16 protein-coding genes and 1 pseudogene are annotated in these 16571 nt (G+C 72.9%); 8 read left to right on the top strand and 9 right to left on the bottom strand.

The features are described from left to right. Nucleotides 1-23: 23 nt before the first annotated feature. Both E2C04_RS17870 and E2C04_RS15560 read right to left on the bottom strand, forming a co-directional pair. On the bottom strand, nt 24-200 hold the full coding sequence (locus tag E2C04_RS17870) for a hypothetical protein (RefSeq protein ID WP_158630720.1): 177 nt from the start codon (nt 198-200) through the stop codon (nt 24-26). Next, entirely contained in the window at nt 197-1015 is an 819-nt protein-coding gene (locus E2C04_RS15560; protein WP_135833288.1) for a DUF6492 family protein, read from the bottom strand. Before E2C04_RS15560 ends, E2C04_RS17870 begins: the two co-directional genes overlap by 4 nt. Nucleotides 1016-1186: 171 nt before the next feature. On the opposite strand from E2C04_RS15560, the gene E2C04_RS15555 reads away from it, so the two are divergent. Then, the gene (locus E2C04_RS15555; protein ID WP_135833287.1) at nt 1187-1447 is read left to right on the top strand and encodes a DUF4229 domain-containing protein; all 261 of its coding nucleotides are present in this window, start codon (nt 1187-1189) and stop codon (nt 1445-1447) included. A gap of 62 nt (nt 1448-1509) precedes the next feature. Further along, entirely contained in the window at nt 1510-2769 is a 1260-nt protein-coding gene (locus E2C04_RS15550) for a GNAT family N-acetyltransferase (RefSeq protein ID WP_135833286.1), read from the top strand. Between the two features lie 22 nt (nt 2770-2791). Here E2C04_RS15550 and E2C04_RS15545 read toward each other — a convergent pair whose 3' ends face one another. Beyond that, entirely contained in the window at nt 2792-3688 is an 897-nt protein-coding gene (locus tag E2C04_RS15545) for a 1,4-dihydroxy-2-naphthoate polyprenyltransferase (RefSeq protein WP_135833285.1), read from the bottom strand. A 116-nt stretch (nt 3689-3804) separates the two neighbouring features. On the opposite strand from E2C04_RS15545, the gene E2C04_RS17865 reads away from it, so the two are divergent. Continuing rightward, on the top strand, nt 3805-4620 hold the full coding sequence (locus tag E2C04_RS17865) for a hypothetical protein (protein WP_158630719.1): 816 nt from the start codon (nt 3805-3807) through the stop codon (nt 4618-4620). Between the two features lie 318 nt (nt 4621-4938). Here E2C04_RS17865 and E2C04_RS15530 read toward each other — a convergent pair whose 3' ends face one another. Beyond that, nucleotides 4939-6276, bottom strand: coding sequence for an MFS transporter (locus E2C04_RS15530; protein ID WP_135833283.1), 1338 nt, complete (start codon nt 6274-6276; stop codon nt 4939-4941). 105 nt (nt 6277-6381) lie between these two features. Here E2C04_RS15530 and E2C04_RS15525 point away from each other — a divergent pair, with 105 nt between their 5' ends. From E2C04_RS15525 to menD, 3 genes are read left to right on the top strand one after another with little or no spacing between them, the layout of a single operon-like run. Beyond that, nucleotides 6382-7407: an AMP-binding protein gene (locus E2C04_RS15525; RefSeq protein ID WP_135833282.1), complete on the top strand. Its 1026-nt coding sequence runs from the start codon at nt 6382-6384 to the stop codon at nt 7405-7407. Next, the gene (locus E2C04_RS15520; protein ID WP_135833281.1) at nt 7407-8396 is read left to right on the top strand and encodes an o-succinylbenzoate synthase; all 990 of its coding nucleotides are present in this window, start codon (nt 7407-7409) and stop codon (nt 8394-8396) included. The genes E2C04_RS15525 and E2C04_RS15520 overlap by 1 nt, the downstream gene beginning before the upstream one ends. Next, nucleotides 8396-10036 (top strand): 2-succinyl-5-enolpyruvyl-6-hydroxy-3-cyclohexene-1-carboxylic-acid synthase, encoded by a 1641-nt coding sequence (gene menD, locus E2C04_RS15515; RefSeq protein ID WP_135833280.1) that lies wholly within the window; start codon nt 8396-8398, stop codon nt 10034-10036. Before E2C04_RS15520 ends, menD begins: the two co-directional genes overlap by 1 nt. Before the next feature lie 75 nt (nt 10037-10111). On the opposite strand, the gene E2C04_RS15510 is transcribed toward menD, so the two are convergent. Next, nucleotides 10112-11374: a glycoside hydrolase family 16 protein gene (locus E2C04_RS15510; protein ID WP_135833279.1), complete on the bottom strand. Its 1263-nt coding sequence runs from the start codon at nt 11372-11374 to the stop codon at nt 10112-10114. A gap of 137 nt (nt 11375-11511) precedes the next feature. Further along, the gene (locus E2C04_RS15505) at nt 11512-12708 is read right to left on the bottom strand and encodes a glycoside hydrolase family 16 protein (RefSeq protein WP_158630718.1); all 1197 of its coding nucleotides are present in this window, start codon (nt 12706-12708) and stop codon (nt 11512-11514) included. Nucleotides 12709-12869: 161 nt separating this feature from the next. Between E2C04_RS15505 and E2C04_RS15500 the strand changes: the two genes are divergently transcribed. Next, on the top strand, nt 12870-13517 hold the full coding sequence (locus tag E2C04_RS15500; RefSeq protein WP_135833277.1) for an MBL fold metallo-hydrolase: 648 nt from the start codon (nt 12870-12872) through the stop codon (nt 13515-13517). Nucleotides 13518-13525: 8 nt separating this feature from the next. Here the strand turns inward: E2C04_RS15500 and E2C04_RS15495 are convergent, their stop codons facing one another. From E2C04_RS15495 to E2C04_RS21655, 3 genes and pseudogenes are all read right to left on the bottom strand, one after another. After that, the gene (locus E2C04_RS15495; RefSeq protein WP_238694338.1) at nt 13526-14752 is read right to left on the bottom strand and encodes an isochorismate synthase; all 1227 of its coding nucleotides are present in this window, start codon (nt 14750-14752) and stop codon (nt 13526-13528) included. A gap of 80 nt (nt 14753-14832) precedes the next feature. Then, entirely contained in the window at nt 14833-14910 is a 78-nt protein-coding gene (locus E2C04_RS21660) for a hypothetical protein (protein WP_338088849.1), read from the bottom strand. 107 nt (nt 14911-15017) lie between these two features. Beyond that, nucleotides 15018-15683: pseudogene (locus tag E2C04_RS21655) on the bottom strand (L,D-transpeptidase family protein); the annotation flags it as partial. Nucleotides 15684-15819: 136 nt separating this feature from the next. Between E2C04_RS21655 and E2C04_RS15485 the strand changes: the two are divergent. Beyond that, nucleotides 15820-16509, top strand: a complete 690-nt coding sequence (locus E2C04_RS15485) for a demethylmenaquinone methyltransferase (RefSeq protein WP_135833275.1) — start codon at nt 15820-15822, stop codon at nt 16507-16509. The last annotated feature ends 62 nt before the right edge of the window (nt 16510-16571 follow it).

Genomic DNA, 16571 nt, shown 5'->3' with positions numbered 1-16571 from the left:
AGCAGCCAGCCGGCCGGGCGCCGTCAGCCGAGCGGCGTGAGGTAGTACCCCGCCGGGTGGGCGGTCAGCAGGCCGGCGTCCTCCCAGACCTGGGTGATCCGCTTCTTCTGCGGGTCGTCGAGCTGGGGGAGCCGGTTGCGGTGCAGCCCGAAGAACTGGATCTCGGGGTCGTCGAGGCGGTCGAGCTCCATCTGGATCACGTCCGGGTCCTGCGGGTAGGTCGTGAAGAGCGTGACGCAGTAGGGCAGGTCGTCGTAGTAGTGGTCGTCGACCGTGCCGAAGCGGAACAGCAGGTAGGCGTAGTAGAGGAAGAACTCCCGACCTGCGGGTAGTTGCGCTTGAAGGCCCGGACGAAGGGCACCCCGGCGCGCTGGCCGACCTCGCGCATCATCGCCCGGGTCAGGCGGGTGTGCATCAGGTAGGGCGTGATCGTCGGCATCACCGGCGCCATCGGGTCGGCGTCGAGCCCGAAGACCTCGTACGACGCGATCAGCAGCGGCCGCATCAGGTTGCTGGTCGGGATGATCGTGGTGCGGGCGCGGCCCTGCTCGTCGAACCAGTCACCCGCGGTGGCCGGCTTGATGAGGTGGTTCTTGGCGTCCAGCACGAGGTAGTGCGACGTCTCCACGCGTCGGGAGAAGATCAGCTTGAGGATCTGCTGGCCGCGCCACGAGTTGAAGTCGCCGCCGCGCAGCTCGTGCGGCTCCATCAGCACGAGCTTGTCGCGCAGCTGCGGCCTCAGCGTCTCGGCGTGGCGGCGCAGCTCCTCGAGCACCGGCTCGCCGCCGTTGACCAGCACCGTGAAGCGGGCCAGCGAGTCGAGGTCGAAGAACCGGTCGAACGAGGTCAGCTGCAGCTGGCAGAGCCTCACGTCGAGCTCGAAGGCGATCGAGAGGACCTCGATCTGGTCCGGCGCCCGGCGCTGCGTGGCGCTCGGGGCGGGGGTCGGGTTCGGCGGGGCAGGCCGGGCCTGCCGGTCTGGGCGTCGCAGACGACGACGCACGCGCTCGAACATGATCCTCCGCATCCACCCGTTGGCACCCGTTGGTCAGTTCCCCGGAACTCTAGCCGAGCCCGCAGAGGCGCCGGTGCCGCGGTTGGTGCTGCCGTTGGTGCTGGGTTGGTGCCGGGCCGGGGCCGACGGCGCCTGCGGCCCACGCAGCGGGTGGCTCGTAGAGTGGGCGGCGTGAAGGAGTTCTGGATCTACAACCTGATGCGCTTCCTGCTGCTGGCCTCGTCGCTGGTGATCGTGATCGGGATCTGGTCGCTGCTCGCCGACGAGGTGCCCCTGCTGTGGGCCCTCATCCTCGCGCTGCTCCTGTCGGGCGTCTCGTCGTGGTTCCTGCTGGCCCGTCAGCGTGAGGCCCTGGCCCGCGTCATCCAGGAGCGCTCGGCCCGCGCCTCGGAGAAGTTCGAGGCCTACAAGGCCCGCGACGACGAGGACTGACCGGCCCCTCGGGTCCGGGGCACCTGTGCGGGCGGCCTGAGCCCCACCGATACGGTGGAGCGATGGAGTACGACGTCCGCACGCTCGACCCCAACCACCCCGAGACCCCGGCCGCGCTGCTGCGCGGCTACCTCGAGGCCGTCAACCGCGGCTTCCACCTGGTCCGCGCCGACAGCCGCGGCGAGGACGTCTGGCTCTCCGACGTACGCGGCAACTCAGCGCGCCTGCACGGCGCCTGGTTGCCCGAGGGCAGCTACGGCTCCGGCCCCGTCCCGGTGGCCACCGTCACCAGCTGGGACGGCGAGCTCAACACCGGCGCCGAGGTCGTGCCGCTGCACATGATCAGCGACGTCACCGTCGCCCCCTCCAGCCGCCGCCAGGGGCTCGCGCGCCGCCTGCTCAGCGCCGACCTTGCCGGCGCGGCCGCCGCCGGCAAGTCGATCGCCGCGCTCACCGTCTCCGAGGGCGGGATCTACCGCCGCTTCGGCTTCGGCCCGGCCACCCAGGTCACCAAGGTCGAGGTCGACGTGACCCGACGCTTCGCCTTCGAGGAGTTCAGCTCCTCGGGCCGCTTCGTCGTGCTGGAGCCCGCCGAGCTGGGTGACGTGCCGAGCCGGATCTTCGCCCAGTGGCACGCGACCCACCGCGGGTCGGTCTCGCGCCCCGCCGGCTACTCGTCCTTCACCCACGGCGGCTGGGACTGGTCGGAGCAGGCCCCGTCGAAGAAGATGCGCGCCGTGGTCCACCTCGACGCCGACGACGTCCCGCACGGCTACGCGCTCTACGAGCACGGCGGCTGGGGCGACGACCACACCGTCAAGGTGCGCGACATGGCCTCGGTGACCGCCGAGGGCGAGCTCGCGCTGTGGGACTTCCTGGCCGGCGTCGACCTCACCGACCGGGTCACGGCGACCGTACGCCCGGACCACCCGCTGCCGTGGGCGCTCGTCGACCCCCGCTGCGTGGCCAGCAAGGGCCCCTCGGACCACATCTGGGTGCGGATCCTCGACGTGGCTGCCGCCCTCGCTGCCCGGCCCTGGTCGGCCGACGGCGAGGTCGTCGTCGGCGTGACCGACCCCCTCGGCTTCGCCGAGGGCCGCTGGGCCGTGACGGTGCGCGACGGCCGCGCCGAGGTGGTGCCCAGCGACGCCGCGCCGCAGGTCAGCCTCGACGTCAGCACGCTGGGCTCGCTCTACCTGGGCGTGACCACCGTCGGCACCCAGGTCGCGGCCGGACGGGTCCGCGGAGACGCCGATGCGCTGCGTACGTGGGCCGCGATGAGCGACGGCGGGCCGGTGCCCTACTCGCTCACGTCCTTCTGAGCTGCCCCGGACGCCGGGATCCTCAGAACGCGTTGAGGGTGACCGTCACCAGGACGGCCCACCAGAGCTGACCCATGCCGGTCGCGGCCAGCACCGGGATCAGCGCGGGGCCGGTGGCGCCGTTGAGCACGGTGCGCAGAGCCGGGACCATGCGGAGCAGGAAGACCAGCGAGAGCACGACGCCCCAGTGGGTGCTGGCTGCCACCGCGACGACGGCCACCGCGGAGGCAGCCACCAGCAGGGCGTAGAAGCCGCGCGTCCGCTCGTCGCCCAGGCGCACGGCGAGCGTGCGCTTCTCGGCCACGAGGTCGGTCGGGATGTCGCGCAGGTTGTTGGTGACGAGCACCGCGCAGGCCAGGGCGCCGATGCCGATGCCGGCGTAGAGCGCCGGCCACTCCCAGGTCTCGGTCTGCACGAAGGTCGTGCCGACCACCGCGACCAGGCCGAAGAAGACGAAGACCATGACCTCGCCCAGGCCGAGGTAGCCGTAGGGCTTCTTGCCGCCGGTGTAGAACCACGCCGCGACGATGCAGACCACGCCCACCGCGACCAGCCACCAGGCAGTCGTGGCGGCCAGCACCAGGCCGGCCACCGCGGCGACGCCGAAGGCCGCGAAGGCGGCCCGCTTGACCGCGGCCGGGGTCGCCCGGCCCGAGCCGACCAGGCGCATCGGACCGACGCGGTCGGCGTCGGTGCCGCGGATGCCGTCGGAGTAGTCGTTGGCGTAGTTGACGCCCACCTGCAGCGCCAGGCTCACGACCAGCGCGAGCAGCGCCTTCCACCCGACCAGAGAGTCGACGTACGCCGCGACGCCGGTGCCGACGAGGACGGGTGCGACCGCGGCGGGCAGGGTGCGGGGGCGGGCGCCGGCGAGCCAGTCGGCGGCGCTGGCGGGACGGGGCTGGGAAGCGTGGACCACCTGTCGATTCTGGCAGGCGCCGCTCGCCGGGCCGCACGCACGTCGCGCCCACGCCGCGCGCACGGCGCAGGCACGGCGACGGGGGAGGTGGCCGGGGCGCCGCTACGCTGCCCAGCATGACCGCCGAGTTCCGCCGCCGCGTGGTCCTGGTGGTCCTGCTGATCATCGGGGTGCCGCTCGTCGTCGCGCTGGCGATCCAGTCCGAGACCGACCCGCCGGGCGTGGTCGGGGACTACCTCGACTGCCTGCCCTACACGACGCCGAAGTCGGTCGCCGACATCAACCGGTTCGTGCGCAGCACCGGTGCCACCCCGGGCTTCGCCGGCGGCGACGTCGGGGCCTCGGCGCAGCTCTCCGACGGCCGCAGCCTCTGGGTCTTCGGCGACACCACCCGTCCGGTGGACGAGGCCGGTGCCTCGATGGTGCGCAACTCCCTGCTGGTGATGGGCAACGGGTGCGCCTCGGTCCTGCGCTCGGCCGACAACGGCGCCGCCGTGCCCGACCGGGAGGACGGCGTCGGCTACTGGCCGATGAGCGTGGTCGCGGTGCCCGACCCGGCCGAGGGCGGCGACCGGGTGGCGGTCGGCCTGATGCGGGTGCGCGCCACCGGCACGGGCATGTGGGACTTCGAGGTCCTCGGGTCGAGCGTCGCCAACTTCCGCGTCCCGGTCAACGGCACCCCGAGCTGGTCGGGGTCACCGACCTCGGGCCGGACGTGCCAGACCTGTCACGGCCGCTGTGGGGCGCCGCGGTGGAGGTCACCGGCGATCAGGTCTACGTCTACGGCACCTCCACGCCGGGCGGCGACTACGTATTCGGCTACTCGCTGCACGTCGCCCGCACCACGGTCGACGACTACCTCGACGAGTCGTCGTGGGAGTACTTCGACGGCCGGTCGTGGGTCCGCGACCCCACGCAGGTCGCCGACCTGATCCCGGCCGCGACCGGCGTCTCGCGGGTGCTGAGCGTCTTCGAGCAGGACGGCTCCTGGTACGCGGTCAGCAAGCAGTACGAGTTCATCGGCACCGAGATGGTGATCTGGAAGGCCGACTCGCCCACCGGGCCCTTCGTCTCCACCGGCCCGGTCGCGGAGATCCCCAGCGGGCAGGAGGTCTTCCAGTACATGCCGCTCGCCCACCCCGACCTGCTGCCCCGCAAGGGCACCGTCGTGGTGAGCTGGAGCGTCAACGCGATGGACCTCGAGGTGGTCGAGCAGAACCCGCGGCTCTACCGCCCCCGGTTCCGGCGGGTCACCCTTCCCTGAGCGCCTCTCCCGCCGGGTCGGCCGGATCGCCGACCCGCGCACTGACCGGGACGCTGGCCGTGCCTCCGCGGGCCGCCGCCAGGTCCTCCGCCGGGACGTGGCGCTCCAGCCACCGCTCGCCGGTGCGCACAGCGGGGTGGATGCCTGCGCCCGCCAGGGCGACGATCCCGGCGATCACCAGCCAGCCGCCGGACCCCCACTCCATCGCCAGGAAGGTGTAGAGCGCCGGCGCCCAGACCGAGCCGAGGGTGTGCGTCAACCCCTGGGAGCCCTGGTAGGCGCCGCGCCGCCGCGGGTCCATCAGCTCGGCCTCGAACGACCAGCTGGCGGCAGTCAGGTAGAGCTCCGCGCCGGTCACGGTCACGTGGCCCAGCCAGATCAGCGCGATCGTGACCCACCCGATCGTCTCGTGGGTGGCCAGCGTGATGAGGCAGGAGACGACGAAGAAGGTGGTCGAGATCCTCACCGCGCGCAGGGCCGTGGTGAGGTCCTTGACGCCGCGCGCGGTCGCCATCGGCAGCACGATGCACATGACGGTGTTGGTGCCGAAGAGGAAGGCCAGCAGCACCCGCGGCGCGTCGGTCTCCTCGACCAGCCACAGCGGGATCACCACGTTGAGCAGCACCTGGTTGGTCCACATCACGCCGGTGAAGAAGCTGGTGGCCAGCCAGCCGGGGTTGCGCAACGGGCCGGGGCCGGGCACGACCGCGCGCCGCTCCTCGGGCGTACGCAGCTCGGCGGGGCTCGTGGGCAGCCGCAGGATCGCCGCCGCGTTGACCAGGAAGGCGACCGTGGTGAACCACGGCAGCGCCCGGATCACGTCGTTGGAGTCGAAGGCCAGCGCGATGCCACCCAGGGCGGCACCCAGGGTGAAGCCGACGTTGAGCGCGGAGTAGGTGTAGGCCCGCGAGACCACCCGCTCGGCGGGCGGCAGCACGTCGATCGTGTAGGCGCCGTAGGCCGCCTGGCCGAGCGCACCGAAGACCTCCATCACGATCGCCATCAGCACGTAGCCGGTGAAGTCACCGATGAAGGGCCACGCCGCGTAGACGCAGGCCTGGGCAGCGGCGCTGACCGCCCAGCAGCGCTGTGCGCCGAAGCGGTCGACCAGCTTGCCGGTCGGCACCGCCACCAGGAAGGCGGCCAGGCCGCCGAGGGTGAGACCGAGGCCGACCTGGGCGGCGGAGAGCCCGACGACCTGGGTGAAGAAGACGGCGGAGCCGGTCATGAAGGTGCCGTCGCCGAGGGCGAACAGCAGGGACTGGGTGGCGAGGCGGCCTGCGAGGGGGGAAGGGGGCTTCGCGCGGTCGAGCAGTCTGGACATCGCCCCTGAGCGTCACACGCGCCGGGTGCCGGTGTCATGTGGTTTTCGCGGGCACTAGCGTGAGGGGGTGGAGTTCCTGCGACCGTCCGACGACCGGGCACCGCCGTGGCCCAGCTCGAGGAGTGGGTGGCGGCCGACGTCGCCCCCCGGCTCCTGATCGAGACCTCCGGCTCCACCGGCCGGCCCAAGCGGGTCGTGCTCACCCGCGACGCCGTCCTCGCCTCCGCCCACGCCTCCGCGCGTCGGCTGCGCGACCTCGGCGCCGGGGCGGGCGGACGGTGGGCACTGGTCCTTCCGTCCTCGTACGTCGCGGGCGTCCAGGTCGTCGTGCGCTCACTCGTCGCCGGCCACCGGCCGGTGCTCGGCGCCTGGGCCGACGAGCAGGGAGCGGCGGCGTACACCTCGCTGGTGCCCACCCAGCTGCACCGGCTGATGGGCTCGCCCGACGACGTGGCGGCGCTGGCCGCGATGCAGGCCGTGCTGCTGGGCGGTGGCCCGATCGACCCGGCACTGCGTCGCGCCGCTGAGAAGGCGGGCATCCGGGTGGTGGCGACCTACGGCGCCTCCGAGACCGCCGGCGGCTGCGTCTACGACGGCGTGCCGCTCGACGGCGTCGGGGTCGGGCTCGGTGCCGACGGCCGGATCCGCCTGGGCGGCCCGGTGGTCTTCTCCGGCTACGACGGTGACCCCGAGCTGACCGCGCAGACGCTGGCCGACGGCTGGTACCTCACCTCCGACGCCGGTCGCCTCGACGAGGACGGCCACCTGGTCGTGCTCGGCCGGGTCGACGACGTCGTGGTCAGCGGTGGCGTCAACGTGCCGCTGCCCGCGGTCGCCCGACGCCTGCGCGCCCATCCCGCGCTCGAGCAGGTCGAGGTCGTCGGCGTGCCCGACGAGGAGTGGGGCCAGGTGGTGGTCGCCTGCTGCGTCGACGACCCGGACCTCGCGCCCGGCCAACTCCCGGACCTGGCCGCGCTGCGCGACTGGGTGGCCGACGAGCTGCCCCGCGCCTGGGCACCGCGCCGCCTGGTACGCCTCGACGCGCTGCCGCTGCTCGGCAACGGCAAGATCGACCGGCAGGCACTCCTCACCGCTGCCACTGCTGCCACCGCGGGGGAGGGCGTCGCCTGATGCGCGTCCACGTCTGGTCGGTGCCGATGCGCACCCGCTTCCGCGGCATCACCGTGCGCGAGGGCGTGCTGCTCGAGACCGAGCACGGCTTCGGTGAGTGGAGCCCCTTCCTGGAGTACCCGCCCGAGGTCGCCGCCCCGTGGCTGCGCTGCGCCGTCGAGGCCGCCTCCGGCGACTGGCCGGCGCCGGTGCGCGACCGGGTCCCGGTCAACGTCACCGTGCCGGCGGTCGACGCCGAGCGCGCCCACGCGATCACCCGCGCCGGCGGCTGCGCGACGGCCAAGGTCAAGGTGGCCGACCCCGGCCAGACGCTCGCCGACGACCTGGCCCGCGTCGAGGCGGTGCGCGACGCGCTCGGCCCCGACGGCCGGCTGCGCATCGACGTCAACGGCCTGTGGAGCGTCGACGAGGCGGTCGCCGCGATCCCGCTGCTCGACCGGGCCGCTGGCGGGCTGGAGTACGTGGAGCAGCCCTGCGCCGACGTCGAGGAGCTGGCGCTCGTACGCCGTCGGGTCGACGTCCCGATCGCGGCCGACGAGTCGATCCGCCGCGCCGAGGACCCCTACCGGGTGCGTGACCTGGAGGCTGCGGACGTCGCGGTGCTGAAGGTGCAGCCGCTCGGTGGCGTCGGCGCGTGCCTGCGCATCGCCGAGGAGATCGGCCTGCCCGTGGTCGTCTCCTCCGCGCTGGAGTCGAGCGTGGGGATCGCGGCCGGCGTGGCGCTGGCCGCCGCGCTGCCCGAGCTGGAGCACGCCTGCGGCCTGGCGACCGTGCAGCTGCTCACCGACGACCTCGCCGTCGAGCCGATGCTGCCGGTCGACGGCTTCCTGCCCGTGCGGCCCACCCCTCCGGGCGTCGTCGTCGACCCCGAGGCCCTGCTCCGGCTCGCCGCCACCCCCGACCGCGTCGCCCACTGGCAGGCGCGCCTGACGGAGGTCGCCGCCCTGCTGCCCGACCTGGCGCCGGTGCTGGGGCAGGATCTCTCCTGATGAACGACTCCACCCTGCTGGCCCGTCAGGTGGTCCAGGCCCTGCTCGACGCGGGCGTGCGCGACGCAGTGCTGTCACCGGGCTCGCGCAACGCGCCGCTGTCGTTCGCCCTGCTCGACGCCGAGCGGGCCGGGCTGCTGCGCCTGCACACCCGCATCGACGAGCGCAGCGCCGGCTTCCTGGCCCTCGGCCTCGCCCGCACCTCGCGGCGGCCGGTGGTCGTCTCGTGCACCTCGGGCACCGCCGTGGCCAACCTCGCCCCGGCCTCGCTGGAGGCCCACCACGAGCAGCTGCCGCTGGTCGCCGTCACCGCCGACCGCCCCGAGCGGCTCCGCGGGACCAGCGCCAACCAGACCACCGAGCAGCTGGGCCTGCTGCCCCGCTCGACCACCCACGACCTGGCGTTCGGGGCAGCAGACCCAGCCGGCGTGGTCGCCGAGCTGCTGCGGGTCACCGGCCCGGTGCACCTCAACGTCCAGTTCGACGACCCGCTGACCCCGCCCGACCGGTGGGTGCCACGGGCACCCGCCTCCCCGGAGCTGCCGGTCGTGCCCGCCGACGAGCCCGCAGTCCTGGCGAGGGGCCCACGCACCGTCGTCGTCGCTGGCGACGGCGCCGGTGACGCCGCCCGCGAGCTGGCCGAGCAGGGCGGCTGGCCGCTGCTGGCCGAGCCGAGCTCGGGCGCCCGCTGCGGCCCGCACGCGATCGGCCCCTACCGGCTCCTCCTCGGCGCGGCCGAGAGGCTGGCCGCCGAGGTCGAGCGGGTGGTCGTCGTCGGCCACCCCACCCTCTCCCGCCCGGTCACCCGGCTGCTGGCTCGCGCGGACGTCGAGGTGGTCGACCTGGTCGGCGACGGACGCTGGCAGCCGCGCCCCTTCGCTGTCGACGCCGCGGCGCCCGCCTGGACGGTTGCCCCGGAGCAGGCGGCCCCGGCCGACGCGGACTGGCTGCGCCGCTGGCAGGAGGCGGGTCGTTCGCTCGACGCCCAGGTCGCCGCGCTGCTTGCGGCCGAGCCCGAGTTGACGCCCTACGAGGTGGCCGGTGCGGTGAGCCGCGCGCTCGGCCGCGACGGGCTCCTCTTCGTCGGTCCGTCCAGCCCGGTGCGTGACCTGGACCTGATGATGGTGCCGCGCTCCGCGGCGTCGACCCCGACCGTGGTCGCCAACCGGGGGCTCGCGGGCATCGACGGCGTCGTGAGCAGCGCCATCGGTGTCGCGCTGGGTCGCTCGGCAGGGGCGGGACGCGAGGCGGAGGCGGTGGGCACGCAGCGTACGGTCGCCCTGCTCGGCGACGTCACCTTCCTGCACGACTCCGGGGGGCTGGTCCTGGGCCCGGTCGAGGCGCGCCCCGACCTCACCCTGGTCGTCGTCAACGACGACGGCGGCTCGATCTTCTCGATGCTCGAGCAGGGGGCGCCCGAGCACGCCGAGGAGTTCGAGCGGCTCTTCGGCACGCCGCACGGCGTCGACCTGGCCTCGCTCTGCGCCGCCACGCGTACGCCGCACTGGCGCGTGGAGTCGCTCGCCGAGCTCGAGCACGCCCTGGCGCAGCCCGCCGGCGGCATCGAGGTCGTCGAGGCGCGCGTACGTCGTGACACCCGCCGGGAGATGGACGAGCGGGTCAGGAACCTGCGTCCCTGACCCGCTCGCGGCTCACCTGGGTGAGTGGTGCTGACTCTCGGCGTCAGCTCAGCCCAGCGCCAGCTCAGTGTCAGCTCAGTGCTTGGTCTCCCAGACGCGGATCCAGTCGACGTCCATGTGCTGGGGGAGGCCCTTGGCGTCGCCCTTGAGCCGGTTGAGCTCGTAGTCGGACGACAGGTTCGACAGGACCGGGAACTGCGGGGTGCCCGAGATGTCCTTCGTCGTGCGCCAGTACTCCTTGCCGTCCACGCGGTAGATGTAGTACTTCGGCGTCCACTCGACGGAGAAGACGTGGTAGCCGCCGTGGAAGGAGTCCTTCGGGCCGGAGAGGTACTGCGCCGCGTTCTTGACCCAGCCGCCCTCGGGGTAGGTGACCGTCTTGCCGTCGACCGTGGAGTAGCGGTGCACGCCGGTGGTCAGGCCGAGCGACTTCGCGCCCTTGCCGGAGTCGATGCCGTAGGACTCGATGACGTCGATCTCGGAGCCGTTGATCTTCGGGTTGACCGTGCGCAGGTCCGGGTTCTCGACCTGGAGCCAAAAGGCGGCGTGCTGGCCGCTGTCCTTCGGGAAGCGCACGCGTGCGGCGGCGATGCCGTAGGTGAACGAGTAGGCGCCCTTCGTGCCGACGTGGCCGTTGAGGCGGTACGCGTACTGGCCGGTGGCGCTGCCGCTGGTGGGCGTGCAGAGCTCGCCGCGGTCCGGGTCCTTCAGCACGCTGAGGCGCAGGGTGCCGTTGGCCACGCGGGTGGCGCGCGGGTCACCCTTCGAGCAGGTGCGCACGGCCTCGTTGTAGTGCGTGCCGCGGTGGTTCCACGCCTTGCTCAGGCTGCTGCCGCTGAAGGTGTCGGAGAAGGAGGGGGTCAGCCACTGCTTGGTGCTGAGCGCCTTCGAGACGCGCTTGCCCACGCGGACGCGGTACTGCGCGGCGCTGCTGCCCCGCTTGGCGGCGGCGGTGAAGACGTGCTGGCCGTTGGCGGCGGAGTTGGCCTTGCGCAGGGTCTTCCACTTGCGGCCCGACTTCACCTCGAGCACCAGCGCGGTGCGGCGCACCGGCTTCACGCTCACCGGGAGCACGACCTGGGCGTTGGCGGGGCTGGCGGCGCCCTTGCCCGCCTGCGCGATCTGCGGGAGGACCCGCACGGAGATGGAGTTCGCCTTGGTGGCGACCTTCGGCTTCCGCTTCTTCTTCTTGGCCTTCGCCGACGGGTGGTCGGCGAGGTCGGAGGTGAGGACGCTGGAACCGCTCCGTGCCTGGTCGGCGACGGCTGCGCCGGAGGCGAGCGCGCTGATCGGCAGCAGGAGGGCGGTGGCCAGCGCCACAAGGCGTGGTGCGTTCATGGTGACCTCGGGGAAGGTGGGATGCGGCCGGAGGCTCGTGTGGGCCGCGCAGAAGTGCCTTGCACGTTACCCGCGAGCACCCGACTTCGTGGGCTCTTGGGGAAAAGACCAGTGGTGATGTCGTGACTGGTGGGACGTCAGCGCTTGGCGCCCGGACCCGTCTCCCAGACCCGCAGCCAGTCGACCTTCATGTGCTGGGGAAGGTCCTTGTCACCGTTCTTGAGGCGACCCAGCTCGTAGTCGGACGACAGGTTGGACAGGATCGGGAACTGCGGGGTGCCCGAGATGCCCTTGTGCGTGCGCCAGTACTCCTTGCCGTCGATCCGGTAGATGTAGTAGCGCGGCGTCCACTCGACCGAGAAGACGTGGTAGCGGCCCCAGAAGCTGTCGTTGCGGCCGGAGAGGTACTGCGCGGCGTTCTTCACGTAGCCGCCGTCGGAGACGGTCGTGAACTGGCCGTTGCGCTTGACGTAGCGGTGGACGCCGGTGCCCAGGCCCAGCGACTTCTCGGCGGCGCCCATGTCGGCGCCGTACGACTCGACGACGTCCATCTCGGTGCCGTTGCGCTTGGCGTTGACCTTGCGCAGGTCGGGGCTGTCCACCTGGAGCCAGAAGGCGCCGTGCTGGCCGCTCTGGCGGGGGAACTTCACGCGGGCGGCGGCGACGCCGTAGGTGAACGTGTAGCTCTCCTGGGTGCCGACGTGGCCGTTGAGGCGGTAGACGTACTTGCCGAAGACACCGTTGCTGGCCGCGACACACTTCTTCTTGCGCTTGGGGTCCTTCATCACGCTGAGGCGCAGGACGCCGCCACCGACCTTGGTGGCGCGCTTGTCGGCCCGCGAGCAGCGGCGCACGGCGGGGTTGTACGACGTGCCGCGGTGCGTCCACGCCTTCTTGAGCTTGCGACCGCCGAAGCTGTCGGAGAAGGAGGGCGTGAGCCAGCGGGTCGTGGAGACCGGCGACGAGGCGTTGCCGCCGGAGCGGACGCGGTAGGTCGCGGCGCCCTTGCCGCGGCGCAGGGCCGCGCGGAAGACGTACGTGCCCTTGCTGTCGGTGCGCGCCTTCTTGATCGTGCGCCAGCCGGAGCTGGTCCTGACCTGGAGGCGGACGGCGGCCGCGCGGCGGGGCTTGACCCGGGTGATCAGCACGACCTTGGCCTTGTCGGCGCTGGTGGCCCTGGCGCCGGGCTGGGAGATCGGCGGCAGCACACGCAGGCTGACCGGTCCTCCCGGTGCGTCGGCCGGAGCAGGTCCGGCGAGGGCGGGCGAGAAGGCCATGCCACTGACGGGCAGGATCAGCCCGACCAGGAGGGCAGCGAGGCGCGCGGTCGACAAGAGATTCCCCCGGGATGGTTGGGCCTGACCGTGGCGGCCGGCCGGACGTGACTGAGCACAGAGCCTACGCAACGGCCTGGCGCCACGCATGTCCTCGCGCCCTGCAGGCGTCCACTCACTGGGACCGGCCCGTGGGGCCCTGATGGTTAGGCTGCGGTGTCATGAGGATCACGAAGTTCGGTCACGCCTGCGTCCGCATCGAGCACGACGGCACCACCCTGGTGCTGGATCCCGGTGGCTTCACCCGCCCCGAGGCGGTGGAGGGCGCGGACGTCGTCCTGATCACCCACGAGCACGGCGACCACTACGCCCCCGACAACCTGCGCCGCTGCGACGCGCAGATCTACACGATCGACGGAGTCGCCGACCAGATCCGCTCCGGTGCCCCCGACCTGGTGGAGCGCCTGACGGTCGTCACCCCGGGTGAGCAGCTCACCGCGGGCGGCGTCCCGGTCACGGTGGTCGGCGTCGACCACGCGATCATCCACTCCGAGATCCCGCGGATCCACAACTCCGGCTACCTCATGGACTTCGGCGGCACGAAGGTCTACCACCCCGGCGACGCCCTGACCGCGCCCGGCGAGACCGTCGACCTGCTGCTCACCCCGTCGAGCGCGCCGTGGCTCAAGGTCGGCGAGGCGATCGACTTCGTCCAGGAGGTCGGGGCGAAGCACAACCTCGCCATCCACGACGCGATCTACTCCGAGGCCGGCCACGGCCTCGTCGACATGCTGATGGCGAAGGTCAACGAGCCCAAGGGGCTGGGCTGGACCCGTCTGGCGGTCGGCGCGGAGCTGCCACAGCTCTGACCGGTAGGTCAGGCGCCGGTGACGGCGTCGCGCACGGGCACGAACTTGGCCTGCGACTCGGCCAGCTCGGCCTCGGGCGCGGAGTCGCCGACGATCCCGCAGCCGGCGAAGAGGCGCACCTGCGCGCCCTCGACGCTCGCCGAGCGCAGCGCGATGCCCCACTCGCCGTCGCCGTCGGCGTCGATCCAGCCGACCGGCCCGGCGTAGCGACCCCGGTCCATCCCCTCGATCTCGGCGATCAGGGCGACCGCGACCGGGGTGGGGGTGCCGCCCACGGCCGCCGAGGGGTGAAGCGACTCGGCCAGCCGCAGCGAGGAGACCGTCGCTGCGTCGTGGACGACCCCGTTCACGTCGGTGGCCAGGTGCATCACGTTGGGCAGGTGGAGCACGAAGGGCGACTCGGGCACGTTCATCGACGAGCAGTGCGGCTCGAGGGCGTCGGCAACCGAGCGGACGGCGTACTCGTGCTCCTCGAGATCCTTGGAGCTGCGCGCGAGCGTCGCGGCCAGGGCCAGGTCGCGCTCGTCGTCGCCGGTGCGGCGGATGGTGCCGGCCAGCACGCGCGAGGTGACCAGCCCGCGTTCACGGCGCACCAGCATCTCCGGCGTCGCACCGAACATGCCGTCGACGTGGAAGGTCCAGCAGGTCGGGTAGTGCGTGGCCAGGTGGGCGACGGGCGCGCGTACGTCGACCTCGGCGTCCGCGGTCGCGATCAGGTCGCGGGCCAGGACGACCTTCTCGAGGTCGCCGGCGTTGATCCGGTCCACCGCGTCGGCGACCACGCCCATCCAGGTCTCGCCGTCGAGCGCCCCGTCGCTGAAGAGCACCCCGGTGGGGGCCACGACCGGCTCGACCTCGACGTCGGCCGGGGTGGGAGCGCCGGCCACGTGGACCGTGGTGCGCCAGGCGACCGAGCCGCGGCGGCCCAGGAGCACCGAGGGCACCGTGAGCACGGAGTCGCCGGGGTGGTCGGCGAAGGCGAAGGAGCCGAAGGCCACCAGCCCGGTGCCGGGCTCGTCGACCTCGTCGCGCACCTGCGCCTGGTCGCAGAGCTCAGACCACCACTTGTCCGCGTCGCGGAAGCGGGTGGAGCCGCTGGTGCGGACCCGGGCCGCGACGCCCCAGCCGACCATGCCCTCACCGTTGCGCAGCCAGGTGACCGGCTCGGTGCGCGGCAGGTGGTCGAGCAGGGCCTCCACCGCGGCCACCTCGACGGCCTCGGTGACCACGACCAACGAGGGCGTGGCAGGGGGCGTCGGATGGGTCGTCACAAGGCAGCAGCGTACGCCTGCCCGACGCGCCCGTTCCGGACGGCTCAGGACCGGTGCACCACGACCCGGTCGCCGACCCGGACCTGGTCGTAGAGCCAGCTGATGCCCGCGTGGTCGCGGATGTTGACGCATCCGTGGGAGGCCCCGGCGTAGCCGCGGGCGGCGAAGTCGGGGAGTAGTGGACGGCCTGGCCGCCGGAGAAGAACATCGCGAAGGGCATCGAGGTGTCGTAGAGGCTCGAGACGTGGTCGCGCGACTTCGACCGGACCTGGAACGTGCCCTCCCGGGTGGGCGTCGACGGACCGCCGAAGCGGGCGTCCAGCGTCATCCGGACCTCGCCGTCGACCATCCAGCGCAGGGTGCGGGTGGTCTTGTCGACGCAGAGCACGCGGCCGGTGCGGCAGCGGGCGTCGAGGCCGGGGACGCGGTTGTGCTTCTGGTCCTCGGTCGGGGTCACGGTCATCTCGTGCAGGCGCCGCAGCGTACGCCGGTCGACCTCCCCGGTGACCGGGAAGCCGCGCTTGGCCTGGAAGCCGGAGACGGCGCGGGCGGTCCCGTCGGCGTACGTGCCGGTGACCGGGCCGGTCAGCCAGGCGACCTGGACGAGACGGTGCTGCAGGTCGCGCACCGCGTCGCCCTGCGCGCCGGGAGCCAGCAGCGCCGGGCCGGGCCGCAGCGTGGCGCGGGGCTTCCTCGTCGGCCGGGCAGTCGGCCGGGTCGAGGGCTGCGTCGAGGGCTGGGCCGACGGAGTGGCCGACGGGGTGGCTGACGGGGAGGCGGCGCGCGTCTGCGGCGCCGTGGGACGGTCGACCTCCGTACGCGGGCTCTCCGCGCGGGAGGAGGCACGGTGGTCGCGGCCGCTGAGCTGGCTGCTGACGACGAGGACGGCGAGCATCACGGCCATGGTGAGGAGGAGGGCCGCCAGGCGGCCCAGGGTGCGCAGCGCGCGGTCCCGAGCGAGGTGGGTCTTCATGCCTGGTTGACGCAGAACCCGTCACCGAGGTTGCTCCGCACCTGCGTAGGCTCGCCCCGTGGCCCGCGCTGAACTCGACAAGAAGCCCTCCGACGTCCGTCGCATGTTCGACGCCGTCGCGAAGCGGTACGACATCACCAACACCGTGCTCTCCGGCGGGCAGGACGCGATGTGGCGCCGCGAGACCTTCGCCGCGGTCGACCCGCGTCCGGGTGACCTGGTCCTCGACCTGGCGGCCGGCACCGGTGTCTCGTCGGTGCAGTTCCACGAGGCCGGCGCGGTGGTGGTGCCCTGCGACTTCTCGGTCGGCATGCTCCAGGTCGGCAAGGCCAAGCACGCCCACCTGCCCTTCGTGGCGGGCGACGGCACCCAGCTGCCCTTCGCCGACGACACCTTCGACGCGGTGACGATCTCCTACGGCCTGCGCAACATCGTCGACACGGTCGCGGGCCTGCGCGAGATGCGCCGCGTGACCCGCCCCGGTGGCCGGATCGTGGTGGCCGAGTTCAGCCACCCGACGTGGAAGCCGTTCCGCACGCTCTACATCGAGTACCTGATGAAGGCGCTCCCGGCGATCGCCCGCGCGGTCTCCTCCAGCCCCGACGCCTACGTCTACCTGGCCGAGTCGATCCGCGCCTGGCCCGACCAGGAGGGTCTGGCCGCGCTGATGGCCGAGGCCGGCTGGCAGGACCCCGAGTTCCGCAACCTCACCGGCGGCATCGTGGCGCTTCACCGCGCCACCGCCTGAACGCCACTGCCTGAGCGACACCTGCCCTCACGACAGCCCTCGTCCCGCCGTCCGGCGGGCCG

The organism is Nocardioides daphniae (genome assembly GCF_004777465.1).
Lineage (GTDB): Bacteria > Actinomycetota > Actinomycetes > Propionibacteriales > Nocardioidaceae > Nocardioides > Nocardioides daphniae.
Note: the sequence above shows the minus strand (reverse complement) of the source record. Positions and strands in the feature narration are given on the sequence as shown.